At 39.1% G+C, this 22,926-nt stretch carries 22 protein-coding genes and 1 riboswitch; of the genes, 8 read left to right on the top strand and 14 right to left on the bottom strand.

The window, feature by feature from the left end; translation table 11 throughout:
• The first annotated feature begins 57 nt into the window (after positions 1 to 57).
• From phoB to ACZ1GV_RS05300, 5 genes are all read left to right on the top strand, one after another.
• Positions 58 to 744 (top strand): phosphate regulon transcriptional regulator PhoB, encoded by a 687-nt coding sequence (gene phoB / locus ACZ1GV_RS05320; protein WP_472675565.1) that lies wholly within the window; start codon positions 58 to 60, stop codon positions 742 to 744.
• A 9-nt stretch (positions 745 to 753) separates the two neighbouring features.
• On the top strand, positions 754 to 2,055 hold the full coding sequence (gene phoR, locus ACZ1GV_RS05315; protein WP_472675564.1) for a phosphate regulon sensor histidine kinase PhoR: 1,302 nt from the start codon (positions 754 to 756) through the stop codon (positions 2,053 to 2,055).
• Between the two features lie 76 nt (positions 2,056 to 2,131).
• Entirely contained in the window at positions 2,132 to 2,980 is an 849-nt protein-coding gene (locus tag ACZ1GV_RS05310; RefSeq protein WP_472675563.1) for a tryptophan 2,3-dioxygenase, read from the top strand.
• A gap of 67 nt (positions 2,981 to 3,047) precedes the next feature.
• Positions 3,048 to 3,794, top strand: coding sequence for a TrmH family RNA methyltransferase (locus tag ACZ1GV_RS05305; protein WP_472675562.1), 747 nt, complete (start codon positions 3,048 to 3,050; stop codon positions 3,792 to 3,794).
• 72 nt (positions 3,795 to 3,866) lie between these two features.
• The gene (locus ACZ1GV_RS05300; protein ID WP_472675561.1) at positions 3,867 to 5,747 is read left to right on the top strand and encodes a methyl-accepting chemotaxis protein; all 1,881 of its coding nucleotides are present in this window, start codon (positions 3,867 to 3,869) and stop codon (positions 5,745 to 5,747) included.
• A gap of 17 nt (positions 5,748 to 5,764) precedes the next feature.
• On the opposite strand, the gene ACZ1GV_RS05295 is transcribed toward ACZ1GV_RS05300, so the two are convergent.
• From ACZ1GV_RS05295 to hemA, 12 genes are all read right to left on the bottom strand, one after another.
• Positions 5,765 to 6,634 (bottom strand): NAD(P)-dependent oxidoreductase, encoded by an 870-nt coding sequence (locus tag ACZ1GV_RS05295; RefSeq protein ID WP_472675560.1) that lies wholly within the window; start codon positions 6,632 to 6,634, stop codon positions 5,765 to 5,767.
• A gap of 12 nt (positions 6,635 to 6,646) precedes the next feature.
• Positions 6,647 to 7,768 carry a peptidase M14 gene (locus ACZ1GV_RS05290; RefSeq protein ID WP_472675559.1) on the bottom strand — a complete coding sequence of 374 codons (1,122 nt, stop codon included), beginning with the start codon at positions 7,766 to 7,768 and terminating at the stop codon, positions 6,647 to 6,649.
• A gap of 12 nt (positions 7,769 to 7,780) precedes the next feature.
• Positions 7,781 to 9,163, bottom strand: a complete 1,383-nt coding sequence (gene lysC / locus ACZ1GV_RS05285; protein WP_472675558.1) for a lysine-sensitive aspartokinase 3 — start codon at positions 9,161 to 9,163, stop codon at positions 7,781 to 7,783.
• 77 nt (positions 9,164 to 9,240) lie between these two features.
• Positions 9,241 to 9,411: riboswitch (Lysine riboswitch) on the bottom strand.
• 141 nt (positions 9,412 to 9,552) lie between these two features.
• Positions 9,553 to 10,671, bottom strand: coding sequence for a beta-ketoacyl-ACP synthase III (locus ACZ1GV_RS05280; RefSeq protein ID WP_472675557.1), 1,119 nt, complete (start codon positions 10,669 to 10,671; stop codon positions 9,553 to 9,555).
• 111 nt (positions 10,672 to 10,782) lie between these two features.
• A complete protein-coding gene (gene kdsA / locus ACZ1GV_RS05275) occupies positions 10,783 to 11,640 on the bottom strand; it encodes a 3-deoxy-8-phosphooctulonate synthase (RefSeq protein WP_472675868.1) in 858 nt (285 codons plus the stop codon).
• A gap of 55 nt (positions 11,641 to 11,695) precedes the next feature.
• Positions 11,696 to 12,937 carry a DUF819 family protein gene (locus ACZ1GV_RS05270; RefSeq protein WP_472675556.1) on the bottom strand — a complete coding sequence of 414 codons (1,242 nt, stop codon included), beginning with the start codon at positions 12,935 to 12,937 and terminating at the stop codon, positions 11,696 to 11,698.
• 62 nt (positions 12,938 to 12,999) lie between these two features.
• Positions 13,000 to 13,803 carry a tetratricopeptide repeat protein gene (locus ACZ1GV_RS05265; protein ID WP_472675555.1) on the bottom strand — a complete coding sequence of 268 codons (804 nt, stop codon included), beginning with the start codon at positions 13,801 to 13,803 and terminating at the stop codon, positions 13,000 to 13,002.
• 30 nt (positions 13,804 to 13,833) lie between these two features.
• On the bottom strand, positions 13,834 to 14,193 hold the full coding sequence (locus tag ACZ1GV_RS05260; RefSeq protein ID WP_472675554.1) for a SirB2 family protein: 360 nt from the start codon (positions 14,191 to 14,193) through the stop codon (positions 13,834 to 13,836).
• A gap of 85 nt (positions 14,194 to 14,278) precedes the next feature.
• Positions 14,279 to 15,829, bottom strand: coding sequence for a DUF3369 domain-containing protein (locus ACZ1GV_RS05255; protein WP_472675553.1), 1,551 nt, complete (start codon positions 15,827 to 15,829; stop codon positions 14,279 to 14,281).
• Positions 15,830 to 15,910: 81 nt separating this feature from the next.
• On the bottom strand, positions 15,911 to 16,765 hold the full coding sequence (gene prmC / locus ACZ1GV_RS05250; RefSeq protein WP_472675552.1) for a peptide chain release factor N(5)-glutamine methyltransferase: 855 nt from the start codon (positions 16,763 to 16,765) through the stop codon (positions 15,911 to 15,913).
• On the bottom strand, positions 16,765 to 17,850 hold the full coding sequence (prfA, locus tag ACZ1GV_RS05245) for a peptide chain release factor 1 (RefSeq protein ID WP_472675551.1): 1,086 nt from the start codon (positions 17,848 to 17,850) through the stop codon (positions 16,765 to 16,767). Before prfA ends, prmC begins: the two co-directional genes overlap by 1 nt.
• Positions 17,847 to 19,097 (bottom strand): glutamyl-tRNA reductase, encoded by a 1,251-nt coding sequence (gene hemA, locus ACZ1GV_RS05240; protein ID WP_472675550.1) that lies wholly within the window; start codon positions 19,095 to 19,097, stop codon positions 17,847 to 17,849. Before hemA ends, prfA begins: the two co-directional genes overlap by 4 nt.
• Before the next feature lie 133 nt (positions 19,098 to 19,230).
• Between hemA and lolB the strand changes: the two genes are divergently transcribed.
• The 3 genes from lolB to ACZ1GV_RS05225 all read left to right on the top strand — a co-directional run bounded on the left by lolB (position 19,231) and on the right by ACZ1GV_RS05225 (position 21,795).
• Positions 19,231 to 19,833, top strand: coding sequence for a lipoprotein insertase outer membrane protein LolB (lolB, locus tag ACZ1GV_RS05235; RefSeq protein WP_472675549.1), 603 nt, complete (start codon positions 19,231 to 19,233; stop codon positions 19,831 to 19,833).
• Between the two features lie 36 nt (positions 19,834 to 19,869).
• Positions 19,870 to 20,763, top strand: a complete 894-nt coding sequence (gene ispE / locus ACZ1GV_RS05230) for a 4-(cytidine 5'-diphospho)-2-C-methyl-D-erythritol kinase (protein ID WP_472675548.1) — start codon at positions 19,870 to 19,872, stop codon at positions 20,761 to 20,763.
• Positions 20,764 to 20,838: 75 nt separating this feature from the next.
• Complete coding sequence (locus ACZ1GV_RS05225; protein WP_210559668.1) at positions 20,839 to 21,795, top strand: ribose-phosphate pyrophosphokinase; 957 nt, start codon at positions 20,839 to 20,841, stop codon at positions 21,793 to 21,795.
• 69 nt (positions 21,796 to 21,864) lie between these two features.
• Here the strand turns inward: ACZ1GV_RS05225 and ACZ1GV_RS05220 are convergent, their stop codons facing one another.
• Both ACZ1GV_RS05220 and ACZ1GV_RS05215 read right to left on the bottom strand, forming a co-directional pair.
• A complete protein-coding gene (locus ACZ1GV_RS05220; RefSeq protein ID WP_472675547.1) occupies positions 21,865 to 22,236 on the bottom strand; it encodes a hypothetical protein in 372 nt (123 codons plus the stop codon).
• Positions 22,226 to 22,636, bottom strand: coding sequence for a hypothetical protein (locus ACZ1GV_RS05215; protein ID WP_472675546.1), 411 nt, complete (start codon positions 22,634 to 22,636; stop codon positions 22,226 to 22,228). Before ACZ1GV_RS05215 ends, ACZ1GV_RS05220 begins: the two co-directional genes overlap by 11 nt.
• Positions 22,637 to 22,926 lie beyond the last annotated feature (290 nt).

The following is a 22,926-nucleotide window of genomic DNA, read 5'->3' as shown; positions in this document are numbered from 1 at the left end:
TAGCGTTAATAATGAAAGTCGAACTATAGACAAGAACCCAAATTGGTAGATACCTTTATGTCGAGTAAAATATTAATCATTGAAGATGAGTTCGCAATTAGAGAAATGCTAACCTTTGTTCTAGAACAAAATGGCTATTCTGTTATCGCAAAAGAAAGCTACACCGAAGCCCAACAGGCACTGTTACATGAGTCTCCGGCGCTAATTCTATTGGACTGGATGTTACCAAATATGAGTGGGATCCAAGTCGCCAAAAAGCTTAAACAGTCTGACTCTCACAAATCGATACCTATTATTATGCTCACCGCCCGAAGTGAAGAGGATGATAAAATCCAAGGTTTAGAAGTTGGTGCCGATGACTATATTACTAAACCTTTTTCACCAAAAGAACTTATTGCGCGAATTAAAGCCGTATTAAGAAGAACGCAACCTACCGCCACCGATGACCCAATCGAGATAGTGGGATTGAGACTTGACCCAATCAGCCATCGAGTAACTGTCGACGGTAAAGAGCTCCACTTAGGCCCGATGGAATTTAAACTTTTGCACTTTTTCATGACTCACCAAGAGCGTGTATACAGTCGCGACCAATTGTTAGATAATGTCTGGGGGACAAACACTTACGTCGAAGATCGAACCGTAGATGTGCATATCAGACGCCTTCGTAAAGCGCTGGAAACACATGACAAGTTGATACAAACCGTACGTGGCTCAGGATATCGATTTTCAACTCGCACGGACTAATTTAACTGTATGTATAAAAAGCCTTCCATTTGGCAAATCATTATTCGTCTGCTTTGGATGTATGCGCCTTTCGCTATTATAGGCCAGGCATTAGGCTACTACTTTAGTGCGACTATATTATTTTGTGTCATCATTATATGTACACATTACTATCAGTTGTTAAAGCTTACCAAATGGCTTTGGGAGCAACGTGGTATATATCCCCCAAAAGCACTCGGCATATGGTCAAATGTCTTTGAAGGTATTTACACGCAGCAACGTCGAAACGTAAAAAAGCGAAACGAATTAACTACTTTAGTCCGTCGCTTTCGTTTAGGCGCTGAAGCGTTACCAGATGGCGTTGTAATTTACGACAAGGAGCGACGAATTTTTTGGTGTAATAAAATTGCACAAAATATGTTGAACCTGAAGTGGCCAGCTGACAAAGGCATACGGATAGATAATTTAATTCGTATGCCTGAATTTATCGACTATTTAGACGATCAAGCTTATCAAGAACCACTAGAAATACCCTCTCCAAACAACGACCACGATGTATATGAAATTAGAGTTGTTCCCTTTGAATCTGACAAGTGGACACTTATTGTCAGAGACATTACTGAGTTACATCAGCTAGAACAAATGCGTAAAGACTTCATCGCAAACGTTTCACATGAATTAAAAACTCCGCTAACTGTGATGCGCGGTTATCTTGAAATGACAGAGGATTTAGATGATATTGATTCTGTAATGTGGCAAAAAGCGCATACTATGATGGTTGAACAAACTACCCGAATGGACGATCTTGTTTCACAGTTGCTGTCGTTGTCTAAAATGGAGCGCCAGTCTACGCTTGACGAAGTTAGCCTTGTTGACGTTCCGAAAATACTAGAATTATTAGTAGAGGAAGCCATTAGTTTATCGGCCAATAAACACCAAATTACTGCCGACATAACCCCTTCTTTAATGATGAAAGGCAACGAGTCAGAGTTACGTAGCGCTTTTTCTAATTTAGTTTTTAATGCAATTAGGTATACACCTGCTGGCGGGAATATTCATCTTAGTTGGGAAACAACGAAATCCGGAAAAGCTAAATTTTCAGTCACTGACGATGGTGTTGGTATTGAAACGAATCATATTCCTCGTTTAACTGAACGGTTTTACCGAGTAGACGAAGCCAGAACAAGAAAAACCGGTGGTGCTGGTTTAGGCTTATCAATTGTAAAGCATGCACTAGCCAACCATAACTCTAAGCTTGAAGTAACGAGCAAACTAAATCAAGGCAGTTGTTTTTCATTTAGGATCCCGAAATCTTTGGTTAGCAAACAATAAACTCTCGTTCAGGCTACATCTTTTAACATCCTTTGTGGTAACCTTTTGGCAATGAAATTTATTAGAGATAAATATAATGAGTTGCCCTCATCAGAATAACTTTCGCCCATTAGAAGATTCAATCCATACCGACTTCAAAGACAGCATGTCTTATGGCGACTATCTAAACTTAAATCAAATACTGACTGCACAACATCCGATTAGTAGCGAGCATGATGAAATGCTCTTTATTGTAATTCATCAAGCAAGTGAACTATGGTTGAAACTGGCTGGACATGAATTGTCCGCGGCAATAACTTTTATTGAAAATGAACAATTTGGCCCAGCATTTAAAGTTATATCTAGAGTAAAACAGATTTTCCTTCAACTTACCCAGTCATGGAATATCCTTTCAACACTTACCCCCGTTGACTATTTAAAATTTAGAGATGATTTAGGCCAGTCTTCTGGATTTCAATCTTATGGATACCGTAAAATTGAGTTTATGCTCGGAAATAAAAATAAAGATTTGATAAAAGTGCATGCGGCAAATGAGGTAGTTCACAATGAGCTTACTCAACTGTCAAACTCACCAAGCCTTTATGATGTTGTCATAAAGATTATGGCTAAACGAGGCTTTAAACTGGATGAGCAGGTGATTGAACGCGACTATAACAACCCTTATCAAGAAAACGAATCCGTGTTAAACGCTTGGGTCAATGTTTATCAAAATGCCGAACAACATTTTGAGCTTTATGAATTAGCAGAGAAACTAATGGATATAGAAGACTCATTCCAAAACTGGCGTTTTAAGCATATGTATACTGTGCAACGTATTATAGGTAATAAGCAAGGTACGGGCGGCTCATCAGGTGTAGCGTTCTTAAAAAAAGCATTAGAGATTAGCTTCTTTCCAGAATTACTTACACTTCGTACTAAATTGTAAACAAGAGCAATGAAACGGGTGGTAATTGGTGTTAATATCCACCCTTTCTTATCCTGACTAAATTAACATGATTTCAAAAAAACAAGTAAAACGCATCAAAGCATTATCGACTAAAAAACAACGTCGCCTAAGTCAGGAGTTTTTAGTCCAAGGCGAAAAAAATGTCGTCGAGTTATTGAATTCAGAACTCAATATTGTAGAACTTTTTGCTACTGACACATTTAATACAAAACATAGTCATTTACTAACCGGTGTTAATGTAACTAACATTGATGCTGAACAATTAAGCCAGGTTAGTACAATTACTACTAACCACGATGCACTTGCTATTGTGGAGCAACCACGTTTTTCAATACCTTGTCAATTAAATGGCTTAGTATTGGCACTAGATGATGTTAATGATCCAGGTAATTTAGGCACTATTATCCGGCTTGCTGATTGGTACGGAGTGTCAGATATATTACTCAGTGAACGCACCGCCGATGTTTACAACCCCAAAACAATAAGTGCAACAATGGGCGCATTTACTCGAGTTAAAACCCATAGAGTTGATCTAGTTAGCTACCTATCGAAAGTAACTCAACCAATCTATGGCGCTTTTTTAAATGGCGACAGCGTTCATTCATGTAAATTTAACACAAACGCGATTATTGTAATGGGCAATGAGTCCCATGGCATTAGTAACGAAATAGAAGCTTTAATCACTCAAAAAGTAACTATTCCCTCTTTTGGTGCATCTGAATCACTAAATGTTGCAATGGCAACCGGTATTATTTTAGATAATGCCCGAAGAACACTATCATTTAATCATTAATTTTTGCCAAATACTGATATTCGTCTAACTTTATCTAAAGAGCAGTTCACTTTGTTTATTTAGGATTTTTATATGAAAATTAGTATGGGCACGAGTATTAAGCAGAAACTCCTCATTAATGCTGTTTTGGTCGCGTCCGGGATGGTCCTATTACTTATTCTGTTAATATTCTCTAACTACAAAAACGAACAGTTTGCCACTGCAGTACAGTATATAGATAACATTAATCGACATATCATGCAGTCAGATATTGAGGAGAAAGTGTTTCTTCAGTCAAAAGACCTATCACACCTTGATAATTTTGAGGCACTTCAAGCTAAAATTGCACAAGATAAAGCTCAATTTATCATGCTGTTACAAAACGAGTCATTTAGCACTGCTGAAATCAACCGCTTTACACTTGCCCTCGAAGAATACAAAAAACAGTTCGAAACACTCGTTGCCCTGCAACAAGTTATTGGATTAAACCCAAAGGACGGGCTTTACGGTGAACTGCGTGCGTCGGTTCATAATATTGAGACTATTCTCAAATCACAAAATAGTAATAAACTTTTAGTGGATATGCTTCAGTTGCGCCGTGCTGAAAAAGACTTCATGCTTCGCAACGATATAAAATATTTGGACAAGTTTAACGACGGCGTCGCCAAGCTTAGCGGCAATTTAAAGACCGAAGATTTTGACGATTCGGTAAAAAAGAATATATCGACTTTATTGAAGGACTACCAAGCTAAATTTAGTAATTTAGTAGAGGCTCAAACAAAAATTGGTTTGAACCAAGATAGTGGAGTCAAAAAACAACTCGTTGATGCGAAACAAAAACTCAAAGCCACCCAAGATGCAATGGAAAGTACAATTACCAAAAATATCGCTGATGCTCAGTTACAAACCCAGCTATTTGCCTTTATAGTATTTATCGCCCTTATAGTGATAATTATGTCTTCCACTTTTGTAACAAGCAGGAAGGTACTTGGCCCTATCAATCAAATATCAACCACAATAGATAGTGTTCGTCAGAACAACGACTTAACCGGAGACTCTAACTTTGAAGGTAATGATGAGATTTCCGAAATGGGCCGTCAATTCAATTCATTAATATTAGACTTTAGAGAATTGATTTTACGAGTAAACAGTGCCGTAAAAACCCTCGATGGTGCGACAAAATCATTAGTCTCAAACTCAAACGATAATCAGAACTCATTGGACATTCAATTAAGAGAAACGGAGTCGGTGGCAGCTGCGGTGACCGAAATGGGTGCGACTATTAGGGAAATAGTTACAAATACTGAGGATGCGGCTCGAAAAGCATTAAGCAGTAATGAAAATGCTGAACAAGGTTCACAACAAGTGAATCTGACGATCGATAGTATTAACTTTTTATCCGATAAGCTAGATACGGCAGTTAATGACGTAAACGCCTTAGCCGAAGAAAGTAAAAACGTCGGATCTGTACTTGATGTTATCAGAGGTATCGCTGAGCAAACGAATTTACTTGCATTAAATGCGGCAATTGAGGCTGCTAGGGCTGGAGAACATGGTCGTGGCTTTGCTGTGGTAGCAGACGAAGTGCGCACTCTGGCTATGCGTACCCAAGAGTCCACAAAAGAAATCGAAACGATAGTAACGTCGTTACAGAATAGAATAAGTGGTATTGTTAGTGTTATTGATCAATGCCAAGAGCAAGGATCAACATCTACATTGCGGGCTTCTGAAGCTGGTGAAAAACTAGTCTCAATCACCGAAGATGTAAAATCAATCATGGATATGAATACACAAATTGCTACCGCAATTGAACAACAAAGTAAGGTAGCAGAAGAAGTGAATCAAAACGTAGTGGCCATTCGTGACGTTGCCGACAATTCGTTTCAGCGCGCGAAGGAGAATGCAGCGAGTAGTGAAGACATATCAAAGCAGGCGGTTATCTTGCATTCATTTATCGATAAATACAAAGTTTAGCCTGCTGTTTTAGTTATTTATCTAAATGCTTCTAGTCTTGCCAATAGGCTAGAAGTATCCCAGCGTTGTCCGCCAAGCGCTTGCACTTCGGAATAGAACTGATCTACTAAAGCTGTTAAAGGCAATTGTGAACCATTGCGTCGTGCTTCATCAAGAGCAATGCCTAAATCTTTTCTCATCCAGTCCACAGCAAAACCAAAATCATACTCGCCTTTCCACATAGTTTCATGACGATTATCCATTTGCCAGCTCCCTGCAGCTCCTTTTGATATGGCTTCGACAACATCAACCCCATTTAAACCTGCTGAGCGAGCAAAATGTAAACCTTCGGCAATGCCTTGCACCACACCCGCTATACAAATTTGGTTAACCATTTTTGTTAATTGACCAGCGCCTGATTCACCCATCAATTTGGTAAATTTTGCAAAACTTTTTATAACTGGCTCTGCTTTTGTAAAGCTCTCTGAATTACCTCCAGCCATAACCGTTAGCTGGCCATTTTCTGCACCCGCTTGACCGCCTGAAACCGGCGCATCTATAAATGACAAACCTTTCGCCAAGCAAACAGCAGACAATTCTCTTGCGATATCAGCGGAAGTTGTTGTGTGATCGACAATAATACAACCTGGTTTTGTGCCAGCTAAAACTCCATCTTCGCCAGACATGACTTCCTTGAGATCGGCGTCGTTGCCAACACAAATAAACACAATACTCGAACCTTGTACTGCTAGTTTGGGCGTTAATTTATATTGGCCTTTAAACTTTTCGGCCCATGCTACAGCTTTTGATTCAGTGCGGTTATAAACAGTTACATCATGTCCTGCTTTTACTAAATGCCCTGCCATTGGAAAGCCCATGACACCCAAGCCTATAAAACTAACTTTCATAGAGTTAACCTTTTAATTTTCGTCAATCGCAATTTTGTATAGTTGTGTTCCAACTTGCACTGCGGCTGATGGATAATGAAGTATGACAATACCGGAACTTGGTGCCGTTATATTAACTAAGCCAGAGTCGCTATCAAATTCCAAAGAGTTTAACACTCGAGCTATTGTCTGCCCTTGCGAGACACGATCACCCGCTTTAGCTAAATACTCTACCATGCCAGCATGTTTTGAATATAGCGTTTTGTAATTTGTTAATGGCGTAACCGTTATTGCTTTTTTGACGATGCTTGGGCCACCGGAAACCAACTGTTGTGACCTCATATAATTAACAATACCAGCCATATCATCAAAAGCTTGCGTTAGGCAGATATTCTCTTGGGAGCCAAGTTCAACTGTGAACGCTTTCACTCTGTAATTAAACTCAACTCCATATTCTTTTAACGTCTCGCTCAAGTCTATCCAAGGCGTAAAACTGGCTTCATCCAACGCACCAGCAAAACTCGGTGGAATAGAAATAATATTTTCTATATTAAAATATTTAGCGTCATCTACTAAAAAGTCTGGACTATATATATGCCGTGTTGATGATGGTCCGGTATGCAAGTCAATAACATAGTCAGCCGTGGTGGCCAGTAACTGAAGTTTATGGTTAAGGTATTGAGCTGTATTTACTCCCCACTCACTATTAATCGACTGCACAATTGATGCTTTTAAGTATTGTCTAAACTTATCTCGCAGGTTTTTCTGTTGATGTTGGCTAGCAACTAACTCATTCTGTCCAACCGATGCGAGAAACTGTTTCACCATGTCTTTACGATAATAGTAAAAACGGTTCCAATTATTCCCTGTCGTTGCATCAAAACGACCTTGTAAATACTCTCCTGCTCTTTGCGTCCTACCAAACGGATTACAATTCGGCACCAAAATAAAATTAGCCTGCAATTGCAATTTAGGTAACATCTTTATTAGTTGGTAAATAACTGCGCTACCCTGCATTTCGGCTGCGTGAACAGCACTCTGAATGTAAACCGTCGGGTTTTTATCATTGCCACTGTCTATGTGGTATACAGGAATGCCAATCTCTTGGCCGGCTATATCTTGGTTTAATGTAAGCAGCTCTTTTGTAATCTTCATTTTGAACGTCCTTTACCCAAATATCTGATCATGAATGCTAGCCACTATCTCTTTGCCGTCACTTTGCTTAACTAAAAAACAAATATTATGCTTACTCGCACCATGGCAAATCATTCTTATTTTGTGCCTACTCAAAGAGCTAAATAAATGGCCTGTGGTGGATTGGCTATCATGCTGCGCTGTATGGTTTCCAATTACAGCGACTAGTGAAAGTTGTTTTTCGATAGCTACACCACAAAAATCTTCTAATTCAATAATACAAGCTTGAGGTAGAATATTTTCGTTTTCGTCACTGCCGTTTACGTTATCTAACGTCAAAGCAACCGAAATTTCTGAGGTCGTTATTAAATCTACAGATAATTCATACTTCGCCAAAATTGCGAAAACACGTGCTAAAAAACCACTTGCCAATAACATATTAGGGCTTGTTAACGTTACCAATGTTTGGTTTTCACGTAATGCAATTGCCCGTATACCCGGACTCGATATTTGATTTGTTAATTTGGTTCCACCGGACTCTGGTGATTGGCTAGAGCCTACGAATACATCAATTTTAGCTCGTATTGCAGGTAATAATGTTGCTGGGTGTAAGACTTTTGCTCCAAATGTTGCCAGTTCGGCAGCCTCACTAAAGCTTATCGTTTGGATTGGTTTTGCGTTCGCCACAATTCTTGGATCTGATGAGTATATTCCCGCCACATCTGTCCATATTTGTAATGTATCTGCACCTACCGCTTCGGCTAATAGCGCTGCCGAAAAATCGGAACCGCCTCGGCCGAGAGTGGTTGTATTACCAAATTGATCTTGGCCTACAAAACCCTGTGTTACATACACATTGTCAGCCAAATACGGCGACAGTTTTACGTCTGAATTTGCCTGTATGGCTTGCAAATCTGGTCTAGCATGACTGAAGCGACTATCAGTCGTAATTATTTCTCGGGCATCAATACAAGAAATTTTTGCACTCTCTGCCTTAGTGTTAGCGCGCTCGATCAGTATTTTAGTGAATATGTAGCTTGAGAACCTTTCTCCAAAGGCAAGGATTTCATCAGCTAGCTTTAGGCTGTACTGCGATTGCAGTTGTTCGGAAAAACTTTTCAGTAAATCTAATTGGTTATCGATATACAATCTGCTTTCAAGCTTATCCGATAGAGATTCAATTATTGAATATTGAACCTGTTTAATATCAGCGATTAACTGATTTGATTGATTTACGCTTGTTTCGCGTGATGCTAATTCTACAAGCATATTAGTTACACCTGCTGACGCAGAAACAACAACCAGTCTGATAGACGGATTATAAAGCACAATATCGGCGCAGCGTAACATTGCAGCATGATCTTTAAGGCTAGTTCCGCCAAACTTGGCAACAGTTAAAAGTAGGTTTAATGACATACAATTCCCAAATCTAAAAATAAGTTTTGGGGAGGGATCAGGCACAATAAGAGGAAAAGTGAAACACTAGTGACTTACTGGCCAGAAGCGCTCCACCATTTCGGTGACAACCGCTAGAAATCAATCTAAACGGCCGAACAACCCTCTTCTCAATAAGTGTTGTCCTCGGCGATATTTCCCTCATAAGTATTCATTAAGGTTGAGACCTCTCCTACTTATTACCTAAACACCGCACCTCTTCTGACATTGCTTTATGCAACATATCGAACTTTGTCGACGGCGCCACTTTAATAAACTTTAGAGTAAAAAGTCAAATTAAATTAGGTAGATATTTTTCTGCCTTTTGGCACCCGTTCAACAGAATTTTATTTATACAGTTTTAGTCTGTTTTAAACGCACTCTAAGCTAATACAACCAACTGAATAACCCGCTCCAAAGCTACACAAAATACCTTTATCACCAGTTACAAAATCATCTTTATATTTGTGTAATGCCACTATTGAACCTGCTGATGCCGTGTTTGCATATTCATCTAAAATTAATGGTGCGTCTAAAAATTCAGGCTCTCTGCCAAGTAATTTTTTAGCGGCGAACAAATTCATGTTGATGTTTGCTTGATGTAACCACATGCGTTTAACATCGCTTACTTGCCAGTTATTTTTATCTAAATGACTAGATATTGTTGAAGTTACGATAGGTAGTAACTCCTTAAAAACTTTTCGCCCTTCTTGATAAAAATAAGAGTTATCTTCTGGTAACTCATCATAACAATGATCGACATAACTATGGTTACATCGAATATTATTTGAGAATTGTGTAATTTGATCTGTTGATACAATACCTAACTGCTGGGCAGATGTTGCAGTTTCTTGTTTTTCTAAAATAACGGCTGTTGCAACATCACCAAAAATAAAATGACTGTCACGGTTTGTATAATCGAGTTGCGGGGTAGTAAATTCTGGATTAACGACCAATACACATTTTGCAGTCCCCGCTGACAAGGCATTATATGCATTTATAATGGCAAAGGTTGCAGTCGAACATGCAACATTCATATCAAAAGCAAAGCCTGATGCCCCAAGTATTTGTTGTACTTCAACAGATAAGGCTGGATAGGCACGTTGCATATTAGAGGAACCAAGGATAACTAAGTCAATGTCAGCTGCATTTTTATTGGCATTGGTTAACGCTTGTTTGGCAGCCTCTACCGCCATTAAAACCATCTCTGGTGGCTCGTCTGGCAAGTTTTTCTGCATTTTTGGGTGTAATACACTTAGGTCAGTAATACCTTCTTTAACCATCGCATAACGCGACTTGATTCCAGATGCCTTTTCAATAAACTCTACACTCGAACGCTTTTTTTCTTCAACCGTTCCAGCTTCGATAGCCAATTTATTTTCTTCATTAAATTGGTCTGCATATTGATTTAAAACATCCACCAATTCTTGGTTTGATATCTTATGAGGAGGGGTAAATAAACCAGTACCCGAAATAACGATAGATGACATAGTGAGACTTTCCATTTAAGAAATCATAATGTCGTTATTATCTAAGTCTAGTAGCAATAAGGCAAATTTAATTGAAAGAGCCTACAATAGGCTCTTTACCAGCATCACCAATTAAAGATCGTTTGCAGATGTGTCTAACGGAGGAAAAGATTTAATTAAGTCGTCAACTTGCTTCATTTGAGTCAAAAAGCCCTCCAGTTTAGCTAGCGGTAATGCACATGGCCCATCACAAAGTGCTTCATTTGGGTTTGGATGCGCTTCAATAAATAATCCAGCCAATCCCAATGCCATTCCGCTTCTCGCTAATTCCGCTGCCTGTGCTCTACGTCCGTCCGCTGAGTCAGTTCTACCTCCTGGTCTTTGCAAGGCGTGGGTCGCGTCAAACATAACTGGAGCCATTCGCTTCATGTCGTCCATACCCAACATATCAACAACTAGATTGTTATAACCAAATTGACTGCCACGCTCACAAAGAATAATTTTGTCATTACCCGACTCATGAAACTTTTTAATTATATGCTTCATTTCATGTGGTGCTAAAAATTGTGGCTTTTTAACATTTATAATGGCGTTGCTTTTTCCCATCGCGACAACTAGGTCAGTTTGACGTGCAAGAAACGCTGGTAGCTGAATAATATCTACAACGTCAGCAACCGGCTTAGCTTGATGCGGTTCATGGACGTCAGTAATGATAGGAAGGTCAAATTGCGTCTTAATTTCTTCAAAAATTTTAAGCCCTTCTTCTAGGCCAGGGCCTCTATACGAGTTAACCGAGGAACGATTGGCTTTATCAAAGCTCGCCTTAAACACATAAGGAATACCAAGCTTTGCTGTAACCTCTTTATAAGTCTCGGCAATCTTTAACGCAAGATCTCTAGACTCTAATACATTCATGCCTCCAAATAATACAAACGGCTTATCGTTCGCTAGTTCTATACTTTTTCCGATTTGTATTACCTGAGTATTTATTGCTGAAGTCATTATATATTCTCTACTATTTATCTAAATTATTTGGCATCAACAGTTAACTGGCAATGACCTGTAATATTTGTCCACAAAACCAGGCTGCATATGTGCCAATGGCATACCCTAATACAGCAAGTAACACACCGACTGGTGCGAGTGCCGGGTGAAAAGCTGAAGCAACAATGGGAGCAGATGCTGCTCCGCCAACATTAGCCTGACTACCAACCGCCATATAAAACAGTGGCGCTTTAATTAGTTTAGCTACGCTCAACATTAACGTAGCGTGAATAACCATCCAAATCGCACCTAACAGAAAGTATAGAGGACTTTCAAAAATGGCCAAAACATCCATCTTTAAACCGATTGCTGCAATTAAAAAATACAAAAATGCAGAGCCAATCTTTGATGCCCCAACCGCTTCTATTTTTCGTAATCGCGTAAACGACAGAGCAATACCTATGGCACTTGCACTCACAATCATCCAGAAAAATTTACTGTGAAAGCTTAATTCTTTACTGTCTGGGTAATGTTCCATCATAAATGGTGTGACGACATCTGCAAAAATATGAGCAACGCCAGTAACTCCAAAGCCCACTGCGCAGATAATCATTAAATCATCCAGATGTGGAATTCTTGCGTGCCTCTTTTGAAACTCCACAACACTAGCCTTGAGGCTTTCTAATGCACTGGTATCAGCGCCCGTTTTTTCATCGATTGCTTTTGCATTACCCGCTAATAGCAGTAAAACGGCCATCCATATATTCGCCATAATAATATCTACAGCAATCATGGAAGAGAATATAGTGTCACCTACTTCATAAATCTCTTTCATAGCGGCTTGGTTAGCACCGCCACCAATCCAACTTCCTGCAACGGTCGTCATCCCCCGCCAAACATCTTGTGGACCATTGTTACCGAGTAATTCAGGAGAGAAAAAGGACAAAATAAGCAGTGCAATTGGACCACCAATAACTATCCCAAATGTACCGGTAAGAAACAGAATAATCGCCTTTGGTCCTAGTTTAAGTATACCCGGCAAATCAACACTGACGGTCAGTAATACAATACAAGCAGGAAGTAAAAAACGTGATGCAACATAATAAATGCTGTTTGCTGCGTCGGTGCTAACTAAACCGGCAGAATTGAAAATAGAAGGAATAAAATAACACAGTAATAAAGCAGGGACATACTTATAGAATGATTGGAACTTAGGGTTCGGACTTCTACTTGTATAAAATACCGAACCCAAAATTAATGCTAACAACCCCAACAACGTGGCTTCATTTGTTATTATTGGCATTGAGATTATTCCTTATTATTATTTGGATACAAGGCTCAAACTACCGCAACTGGCATACCTTACTAATGTATCGTATGAATTGGGAGTACTTGTTCTTCTAATTGAGACCTAAAAAAGGCAGCCATAGGATCATTAGGGCATGCTTTTAAAAAGTATTTGATATCGTCTGTTGCGGCTTGATCACAATCTAATTGTTGTAACACTATCCCTCTATCTCTTCTTTCATAAGGGTCTTCAGGTAATATAGCCATAAGCGTCTCAACACACAACAAGGCTTCTTCATAGAACCCCTCAGCCAACAAACATAGCTTCTGTTCACTCACAATTTCTTTAATTAACTCTTCACTATCAATAGGTTTGGCAAATACAGCTAAACCGTTTAGCATGCTTTCATTCATATCATCGCTAGTAATAATGTACTCCGTCGCGCCTGACATGGAATCAATAACAATAAGCTCGGAATTACTCAGTTTTACAACCAAGGCGATATCATCTTGCAACTCTGCAATAAATGAGTTGAATCCTAATTCTCTTAAAAGGTAATCCATCACTATCGCTAGACTTAAGTGATTGCCGGTTCGAGATTGTACGCAATAGCTCAGTGACCCTAAGGCTGACTCCGGCAAATCTTGTAAACCTGGACCAGAAAAGGCTAACTCATCAAAGATACTGTCTATTATGTCATATAGCTCTTGTTGAGTTGGCTCGTCAGACACCTGATATCTAGACAAATGAGTCACCATTTCATCCAACGTTTGTTCTAACGCCGTTTTTGAAAAGCTAGTTTGCCAGTTTTCTTCAAGTTCAATAAGCTCAAGCAACAAACACTGACCATATTCGCTTTTTCTAAACCAATTTGCTGACATATTCTCTCTTACTACACTTCAATTGAAAGGTTATGCCAACTTATGAATAGCCATAAATGCGGCCATTATAAGACTGACCGATGCACCAGTTAGCATGGCTATTGCACGTTGTTTATTCGTTGCTTTTATTGCAAGGGCTGCAAACACGATATAAGCAATGACAAATAAAACTTTTATTGTCAGCCAGTTTTGCATAATTGGGTACTGTTGAATCACAATACATAAACCAATTGCCGTCGCAATAAGTAATGTATCAATGATATGAGGTAGGATTTTTAAAAGTTTTGGTAAAGTCTGGCCTGCTATTTGTACTTTATAAAAGCGGAAATAAAACAAAACAACGCTTAATAAAATAAACGTCAAGTGAGCGTGTTTTAAAGCGATATACATCTTAAACCCTTAAATAAATTTTATAATTGTAAAGCGCGTACTTCAGTGAGTACGCGATAGTAACAAATTTATTTAATTTTATCTGCTAGCTTTTGTAAACACGGTCAAATTCTTGATCATTTTTTAAAACCAGCTTGATAAGATCCGGATCAAACTGCTTTGACGATTCCAATTTAAGATACTGAATTGCTTTATCGTGCGACCAAGCTTCTTTATATATTAAAGCGCTTCTTAACGACTCATATACATTGGCTACTTTTACAATTCTAGCAAACAAATGGATGCTTTTGCCTTTGATAGCTTGAGGGTAACCAGTGCCATCCCAATTCTCATTATGTTGATGAGCAACAATGGCGGCATACTGAATAATTTCACTTTTAGAGCCTTCTAATATCTCTAAGCCTCTTATTGGGCATTGCTTAACCTTTTCCCATTCAATATCATCAAGATCATATTCTTTTTTTAGTAATTCACTCGATAAGGAAATCTTACCTATATCATGCAAGGGCGCTGCTTTTTTTAACATTTCGAGTTCAGATTCACTAAGCCCAAGCCACTCACCTAACATTGTTGATAAACGGGTGACTCTTCGGATATGACCACTTGAATCATTTAAGCGTTTCTCAACGGCGCCACCTAATCGCTCGAGCAATTCAGTTTGCGATGAATCAAGTTCAACTTTAAGTTGAATACTCTCGTAAGCTATTTGTACATTCTTTGCAAACAATTCAACGAGGTCTTTTTGACTTTCGGAAATGTCTGAGGGTAAACCTGATACAAACAACAATGAGTTAGTGGAGTAACGACTGTGACAATAAGCGATTAAGTAATTGTCTTGATATACAATGGATCTTGTTGTGATGGCTTGGTTAAACGCGTTGTTAAGATTGTTATCTTTAACAACGTCTAGATCTGAAACTAACAGGCCTACTTTATCTGCAAACTGTCCTTGCGCTGCTATTACCTTTAAATCATTCTCTTTTTTCCTAGCTGTACAATTAACCATAAAACTATCAGTGGCGTATATAGCTTGCTCCTCGCCACAGCCTAAAACTGAGGTTAATTGCTGCATTACACCGTCAATAAACTGATCCATTGAATGAACACTGAAAATATCCGCGGATGCAGATATAATTTTTCGAAGACCTTCATGACTTTTTTCTAACGCTCGGATATCTCTATATGACCGTAAACCAGATAACACTACGGTAAATAATTTTTGAGCCGTTAGTTCTGTTTTAGATTTGTAATCGTTTATATCGTAATTAACGATAACTTGTTTTTCAGGTGCCTGGCCTGGTTGGCCGGTTCGAAGGATTATACGGACTTTATGATTATTTAATTCATTACGAATGTAGTTAGCTACATTTAAACCAGCGTCGTCTGTTTCCATTACCACGTCTAATAAAACAATGGCGATGTCATTGTGCTGGTTAATTATCTCTTTTGCTTCAGTGCCACTATAAGCGCTAATAAACTCAATGGTTTTATCTTGAAAAACAAAGTCACTCAGCGCAAGCTTGGTTACCGCATGAACCTCAGGTTCATCATCAACGATTAAAACTTTCCAACAACCAATTGTTTTTACTGGCTCAACTTCTGGTGCATCACCTGCAAACAAAAAATCATCAACCATGATAACAGACTCCGTTTAATCTTAATGGTCAACCACGGTGCATATTTAGCACCTGTATAGATATTAGACTAAACGCAAACTTTAAAAATAGCCAATTGTTATGCGATCATTTTGACCTAAATCAACAAATGTCTTTATGTTTTTAAACAGGTTTTTATTAAAAATCTGTCTTACTATAGCGCCTTGATCGTAACCATGCTCAACAGCCAGTAGCCCGGGAGAAGTTAAGTATTTAGGAGCGTTAGCAATGATATGCTCTAGATCAGCAGTACCAGACGCCCCAGCAACAAGCGCACTTTTAGGTTCAAATTGCACATCACCTTCTGATAAATGTGGATCTGTTGGATCAATATACGGAGGGTTACTCACTATAACAGCGTATTTTTCAGCGCCTACATTTGAAAACCAGTCACTTTGTATGAACTGACAATTTTCAACTTTATTTCGTTGCGCATTTCGACGCGCTAAATTAACTGCGTCGTGATTAAAGTCAGCACCAAGCCAACTCATCGATGGTAATTCGCTAGCCAAAGCCAAAGCGATTGCGCCTGTGCCCGTACCTAAGTCTAATCCTTTACTCTGATCGGTTATATTTAGATTGTTAATTGATTCCAAAACAACTTCAACTAAGGTTTCAGTATCTGGGCGTGGAATTAGAGTGCTGTTATTAACCTCTAAGTCTAATGTCCAAAAGTCTCGATGACCTATAATATGGGCAACAGGTCGTCCTTTTGCTCTCTCAGCAACTAATTCAAAGAAGGCTGAATATTGAGCGTCATCTAGGATTCTATCTGGCCAAGTAAACAAATATGACTTTGGTTTATTTAAAATATGTAGCAGCAACAACTCAGCATCTAGCTTTGCTGAGTCTGAAATCACTTGGAGAGAATCGGCGGCCAGTTGAATAGCCGCCTCTATTGTAACCAGCTTTGTCACTACTCTTCTGACATCGACGCTAATAGGTCTGCTTGATATTCAGTCATTAATGGCTGAAGTACACAATCAAGATCACCCTCTATTATTTCGTTTAGTTTATACAAAGTTAAATTAATACGGTGTTCTGATAAACGCCCTTGTGGAAAATTGTAGGTACGTACACGTTCTGAACGATCACCACTTGCAACTAAATTACGACGCATACTTGTTTCTTCAGCATTGCGTTTTTCATCTTCAGCGGCTTGGATTCGTGCACTCAACACCGACATAGCTTTAGCTTTGTTTTTATGCTGTGAACGCTCGTCTTGGCACTCAACTACAATGCCTGTTGGTAGGTGGGTAATACGGACAGCAGAGTCAGTTTTGTTAACATGCTGACCACCTGCACCTGATGCTCTGTAGGTATCAATTTTTAAATCTGCTGTATTTATTTCAATCGCTTCGGCTTCTGGTATTTCTGGCATTACTACTACAGTACAAGCAGAAGTGTGAACGCGCCCTTGCGACTCGGTTTCAGGCACACGCTGCACTCGATGCCCACCCGACTCAAACTTCATCGTTCCATAAACATCGTTGCCAGTAAAATGAGCGACGATCTCTTTATATCCGCCATGTTCACCTTCGTTAGCGCTCATAACTTCTACTTTCCAGCGCTTTGATTCAGCATAGCGACTATACATACGGAATAAGTCGCCCGCAAAAATTGCAGCCTCATCACCGCCGGCACCGGCACGTATTTCTACGAAGCAGTTATTGGAGTCATTAGGATCTTTTGGCAGCATAAGTACTTGAAGCTCATCTTCAAGTCGCTCAATTTCTTTTTTGGCAAGTTTGATTTCTTCATTCGCCATTTCTCGCATTTCAGCGTCATCTTCTTCCAGCATTAATTTTGCTTCTTCTAGATCGCTAACAGCTGACTGAAATTGAGTAAATGCTTTGGTAACGTCTTCTAGATCAGAGTACTCTTTAGATAACGTTCTAAAGCGCTCTTGATCTGAAATAACACTTGGGTCACTAAGTAATGCTTGAACTTCTTCATAACGTTCTACTAGGCCTTCAAGTTTTCTTTCTATTGATTCTTTCATTGGATCCCCAATACGGTTTTCATAATAGCCAACTGTTCACTGTTCTGATTTTCTGCGGCTTCTTTAAGCGCTGATGTTGGTGCATGAATAAGTCGGTTTGTTAATTTATTCGCCATTTCAATGAGTACCGCTTCTGGATCATTGCCGGCTTGAATTTGATTTAATGCCCTGCTTAACAGTTCATCTTTAGTTGCAATACTTTGCGTGCGATAGTCTTTTATGAGGTCTACTGAGTCCAGGGAGCTTATCCAGTCTGCGAAAATACTTGCTTTACCGTCTATTATTGCCTCAGCTTCAACAGCGGCCTCACTTCGTGCCTGCATATTGCTAGCAACAATGTCCTGCAAATCGTCGACTGTGTATAAATATGCATCATCTAGTTCAGCAACTTCAGGCTCAATATCACGAGGAACCGCTAAATCCACTAAAAACATAGGCTTATGTTTTCGCTGTTTAAACACTTTTTCAATTAAGCCTTTGCCAATAATAGGTAGCGTGCTTGCTGTTGAACTAATAACAACATCTGCAGTTAGAATTTCTTCACTAATTTGGCTCAACGTACAAACTTTAGCGCCAAACTGTTCTGCTATGCCTTCTGCTCGACTAAGCGTTCTATTTGCCACTATGATATCTTTCGCACCCTGCTCGTAGATATGTTTCGCGACTAGTTCTATTGTTTCGCCCGCGCCAACCAATAATACTTTCTTTCCACTAAACTCACCGAAAACTTGTTTAGCTAAGGTTACAGCAGCATACGCAACCGATACCGCATTTGTCGCAATATCCGTTTCGGTTCGAACTTGCTTTGCGACAGAAAATGACTGCTGAAACATTCGTTCGAAGTAAGTTTGAACGGTACCGATAGATTTGGCTTGCTGATAGGCTTGTTTTACTTGCCCAAGTATTTGCGGCTCACCTAGAACCATAGAGTCCAGACCACTCGCAACTCTCATTAGGTGCCGGGTAGCCTCTATATTTTGGTGAATGTAAACATGTTGATTAAGCTCGTCTTCACCTACTTGATGAAATTTTGCTAACCAATTTACAACATCTTGTGCTTTTGCTTGTTCACCAAAGCAGTAAATTTCTGTACGATTGCATGTCGATAGGATCACTGCTTCATCACAACCTGCATTGCTTCGAATGGTTTTTAACGCTTCTGGCAAACGCTCAGGCGTAAACGCGAGTCGCTCCCGAAGTGCTACCGAAGCAGATTTGTGATTTATTCCTAACGCGATTACGGACATAAAATACTTATAATGATCCAAGATGTGAAAAACACGCAATTCTACGAAAATCGCAGACTTTTTGAAAGCCTGTAACTCGCTTAATTACAAGATATCGTAGTAAAAACATAAAATAACTTTAGCTGAGACTAAAATGACATACTTTAAATCTACCTTTCTAACGATACTAACACTTGTTTTGATCAGTGCGTGTACAACACTACCTGACTCGTCAAGTGTGCTCAAAGTAAAATCAGCAACGGAATTATCACAGTGGACAGCGCGTGGAAAGATTTTATTGGTGTCTGGCAAAGAAAAAGAAAGCGCCTATTTTTATTGGCGACAAGACAAAGATGATTTTCAATTTACTCTATCGACGTTTATCGGCGTAGATGTACTTTCACTAAAGTATGAAAATGGCATTGCCACTCTGAAATTAGACGGCAAATCATACAATGATAACGACCCACAAAGATTAGTTGCTCGTTTGACCAATAAACAAATTCCATTCAAAAAACTACCGCTGTGGTTATTAGGCTCAGCGGTAAAAAAAGATGTTATTGATCCGGTTTATATAAATAAAACTGAATTAAAATCTTTTGCATACAGAGAGTCTGGATTTAATACGCAAACTTGGCGCATAAATTACAGTGAGCGCGAGCCTGTTTTAAAACTACGATTACCCAAAGGTATGACAATACAGTCTTCTGACTCCCGAATTAAAATCGCCATTTCCAATTGGCAACTCGAAGGTTAAAGCAACCTAACTATTGTATTTTAAGGCTAAATAGTAATGACATTGACAAAACTGACCCTACTTTCCCCTGCCAAATTAAATCTCTTTTTGAATATCAATGGACAGTTAGAAAATGGGTATCACGAACTGCAGAGTCTATTTCATTTTTTAAACTATGGGGATGAAATGACATTTATTGTCTCCCCAAGTGAAAACAAAACTGGCGCAGTCAACTTGTCCTGCAACATTAAGACACTAGAGTCTCAAGATAATTTAATATTCAAAGCGGCAGATAAATTAAAACAATATGCGTCTGACACTGGACTTGCTAGTGGCTTAGAGCTATCAAACATCCAAATTGAACTAGATAAAAAATTGCCAATGGGTGGTGGTGTCGGTGGCGGTTCATCGAATGCAGCAACCACATTGTTAGCTTTAAATAAGTTATGGAACTTAAATTTAAGCATTTCTACGTTAGAAAAAATTGGTCTAAGTATTGGAGCTGATGTGCCGATTTTTGTTAACGGCAAAACGGCCATAGCGGATGGTGTAGGAGAAAAGCTAACTAACTACCCGATAAAAGAAAAATGGTATTTGGTTTTAACGCCAAAACAAAATGTAAATACTGCTGAATTATTTTCTTCTCCTATTTTGCCGCGAAATTCGCCGAAAATACCGCTAGATGAAATTAAATACCAAGGTATTGAATCGCAATTTAAAAATGATTTTGAAAAGTTAGTTTATAATCGTTATCCAAACGTTGCCAAATCATTAGACTGGTTGTTAGAATATGGGCCGGCCAGGATGACTGGCACTGGCGCTTGTGTTTTTGCTGAGTTTGATACTCAGAACGAAGCAAAAGAGGTACATAATCGACTGCCTGTCGACCTGACTGGATTTGTTGCAAAAGGATGTAACACTTCCCCGACGCACCAAACGTTGTTTGGCTAATAATTATTAGAGGTTCGGTTAATTTAGGCTAACCTCATTATAAAACTAAAAGCATTTTTGCTATAGGATATCTCTGTGCCTGATATAAAGCTCTTCGCTGGAAACGCTACCCCAGAACTTGCCGAAATCATCAGTAACCGTCTTGACATCGACCTGGGTAACGCCACTGTAGGCCGTTTCAGCGACGGTGAGATTAGTGTTCAAGTAAATGACAACGTTCGAGGATCGGATGTTTTCATCATTCAATCCACTTGTGCTCCTTGTAATGACAATCTAATGGAATTAATTGTAATGGTCGATGCGCTTAGGCGTGCATCTGCTGGTCGAATTACAGCTGTTATTCCATACTTTGGTTACGCGCGTCAAGACCGACGAGTTCGTTCGGCACGTGTTCCAATTACCGCAAAAGTTGTAGCCGATTTTCTTTCAAGTGTAGGGGTAGACAGAGTTTTAACTGTTGACCTTCATGCTGAACAGATTCAAGGCTTCTTTGATGTACCCGTTGACAACGTGTTCGGTAGTCCAATCTTGGTAGATGATCTACGTAAAAAAGGTTTCGATTTAGCCGATGACGTTGTTGTTGTCTCACCAGACATCGGTGGTGTTGTAAGGGCTCGCGCAATTGCAAAACTACTAAACGACAAAGACTTAGCGATAATAGACAAACGCCGCCCGCAAGCTAATGTTGCACAAGTTATGCACATCATTGGTGATGTAAAGGGTCGTGACTGTATTATGGTTGATGACATGATTGATACTGGTGGCACACTATGTAAAGCAGCTGAAGCCCTCAAAGCTCAAGGTGCAAAACGTGTATTTGCTTATGCAACACACCCTGTTTTCTCTGGTAATGCCATTGAAAACTTAAAAAACACCGTAATTGATGAAGTTATTGTTACTGACTCTATACCTCTGCCTGCGGACATTGCCGCATTGCCAAATGTTAGACAACTAACACTAGGTAATATGCTTGCAGAAGCCATTCGTCGACTCAGTAATGAAGAGTCAATATCGGCGATGTTTGATCACTAAACAACGCTAAATGGTTGCAACAAAAAAGCGGCCATGGCCGCTTTTTTTAATCAAACAAAATACTATCTTTTATTTGCATTCTAATGTGATGTTAGCTGACTTAATTTCTGCCACGTTTTTGTAACCTAACTCTCCTGCACGCACTGCATCATCTGAGGCAATTTGAAAAACATTAATCGTGCCTTCGTCCTGACCGCACGCTTGTGGATACATCAAACCATCGTTACTACGTTGCGAACATCGAACGTTGATATTGGCAGACGTCAGCTCTGTTTCCATTTGTTGTAATGAGATTCCTTCAGAAAAACACTGTTTTTTGTTTGCATCTTTAAAAACATTTATATAAGTGACTCCTTCGTTTTTATTTCCAGTATCGTCATTGCTAACTGCTTCACACGCTACAAGCGCGAGTGCCGATAAAACAAGTAAACTACTTTTCATTATCAATCCTATATTCTGTTGGGTTATCAAACGATGAAAACACATCTGTGCTTTTATTTGAGTTCAAAAACTTGTCATACACAATATCAATAACAACAATTAAATACACCGAGAGTAAATAACCGATAAATATAACTGCGGTGACATTGTCAATGCTTTTAACGAGTAACGAAGATATAAACAGCAAAAAATTAGCAATTATTCCTGAATATAAAAGGCCAATAATACCATCTCGGATATTGTCTAGTTTTATAAATGCTGCTGGTAAACTTATCATCGCTACTACGAGCCAATAATAGTCCGGAATAGTTTTAGGGGCGCTGATAGTTACTTTGTAAATAACAAGCACAACTATTGTTAGCATGGGTAAAAGCGCAATTAAACGTAACAACCTTCGCATTGTATTACTTCTCCAAATGTCAAAGTCTTCTTTGATCGTGTTATTGTGTCTTCTCTTTTTTGCATATTAGTTTTAATTTATTTATGCGACAAGAATTTTATTTCTGTTAGGTTTTAGTTTCACAATCAATATTACTTATTGATTGGACTTCTGAGAAAACATCTTCCTACGCACAAAAATGTTGAGTAAATAAGCGCTTTCAATTAGAATACCGCGCCCCTGATATTTGGGGATATGAGTTTTCTCTTGGTCGCGGGAGAAAACATAAACTTTTTATTTTTTGGAGAATT

The sequence above is a fragment of the Psychrosphaera sp. HA2-10 genome, assembly GCF_055693745.1.
This window is presented reverse-complemented; position numbering and strand designations above follow the sequence as displayed.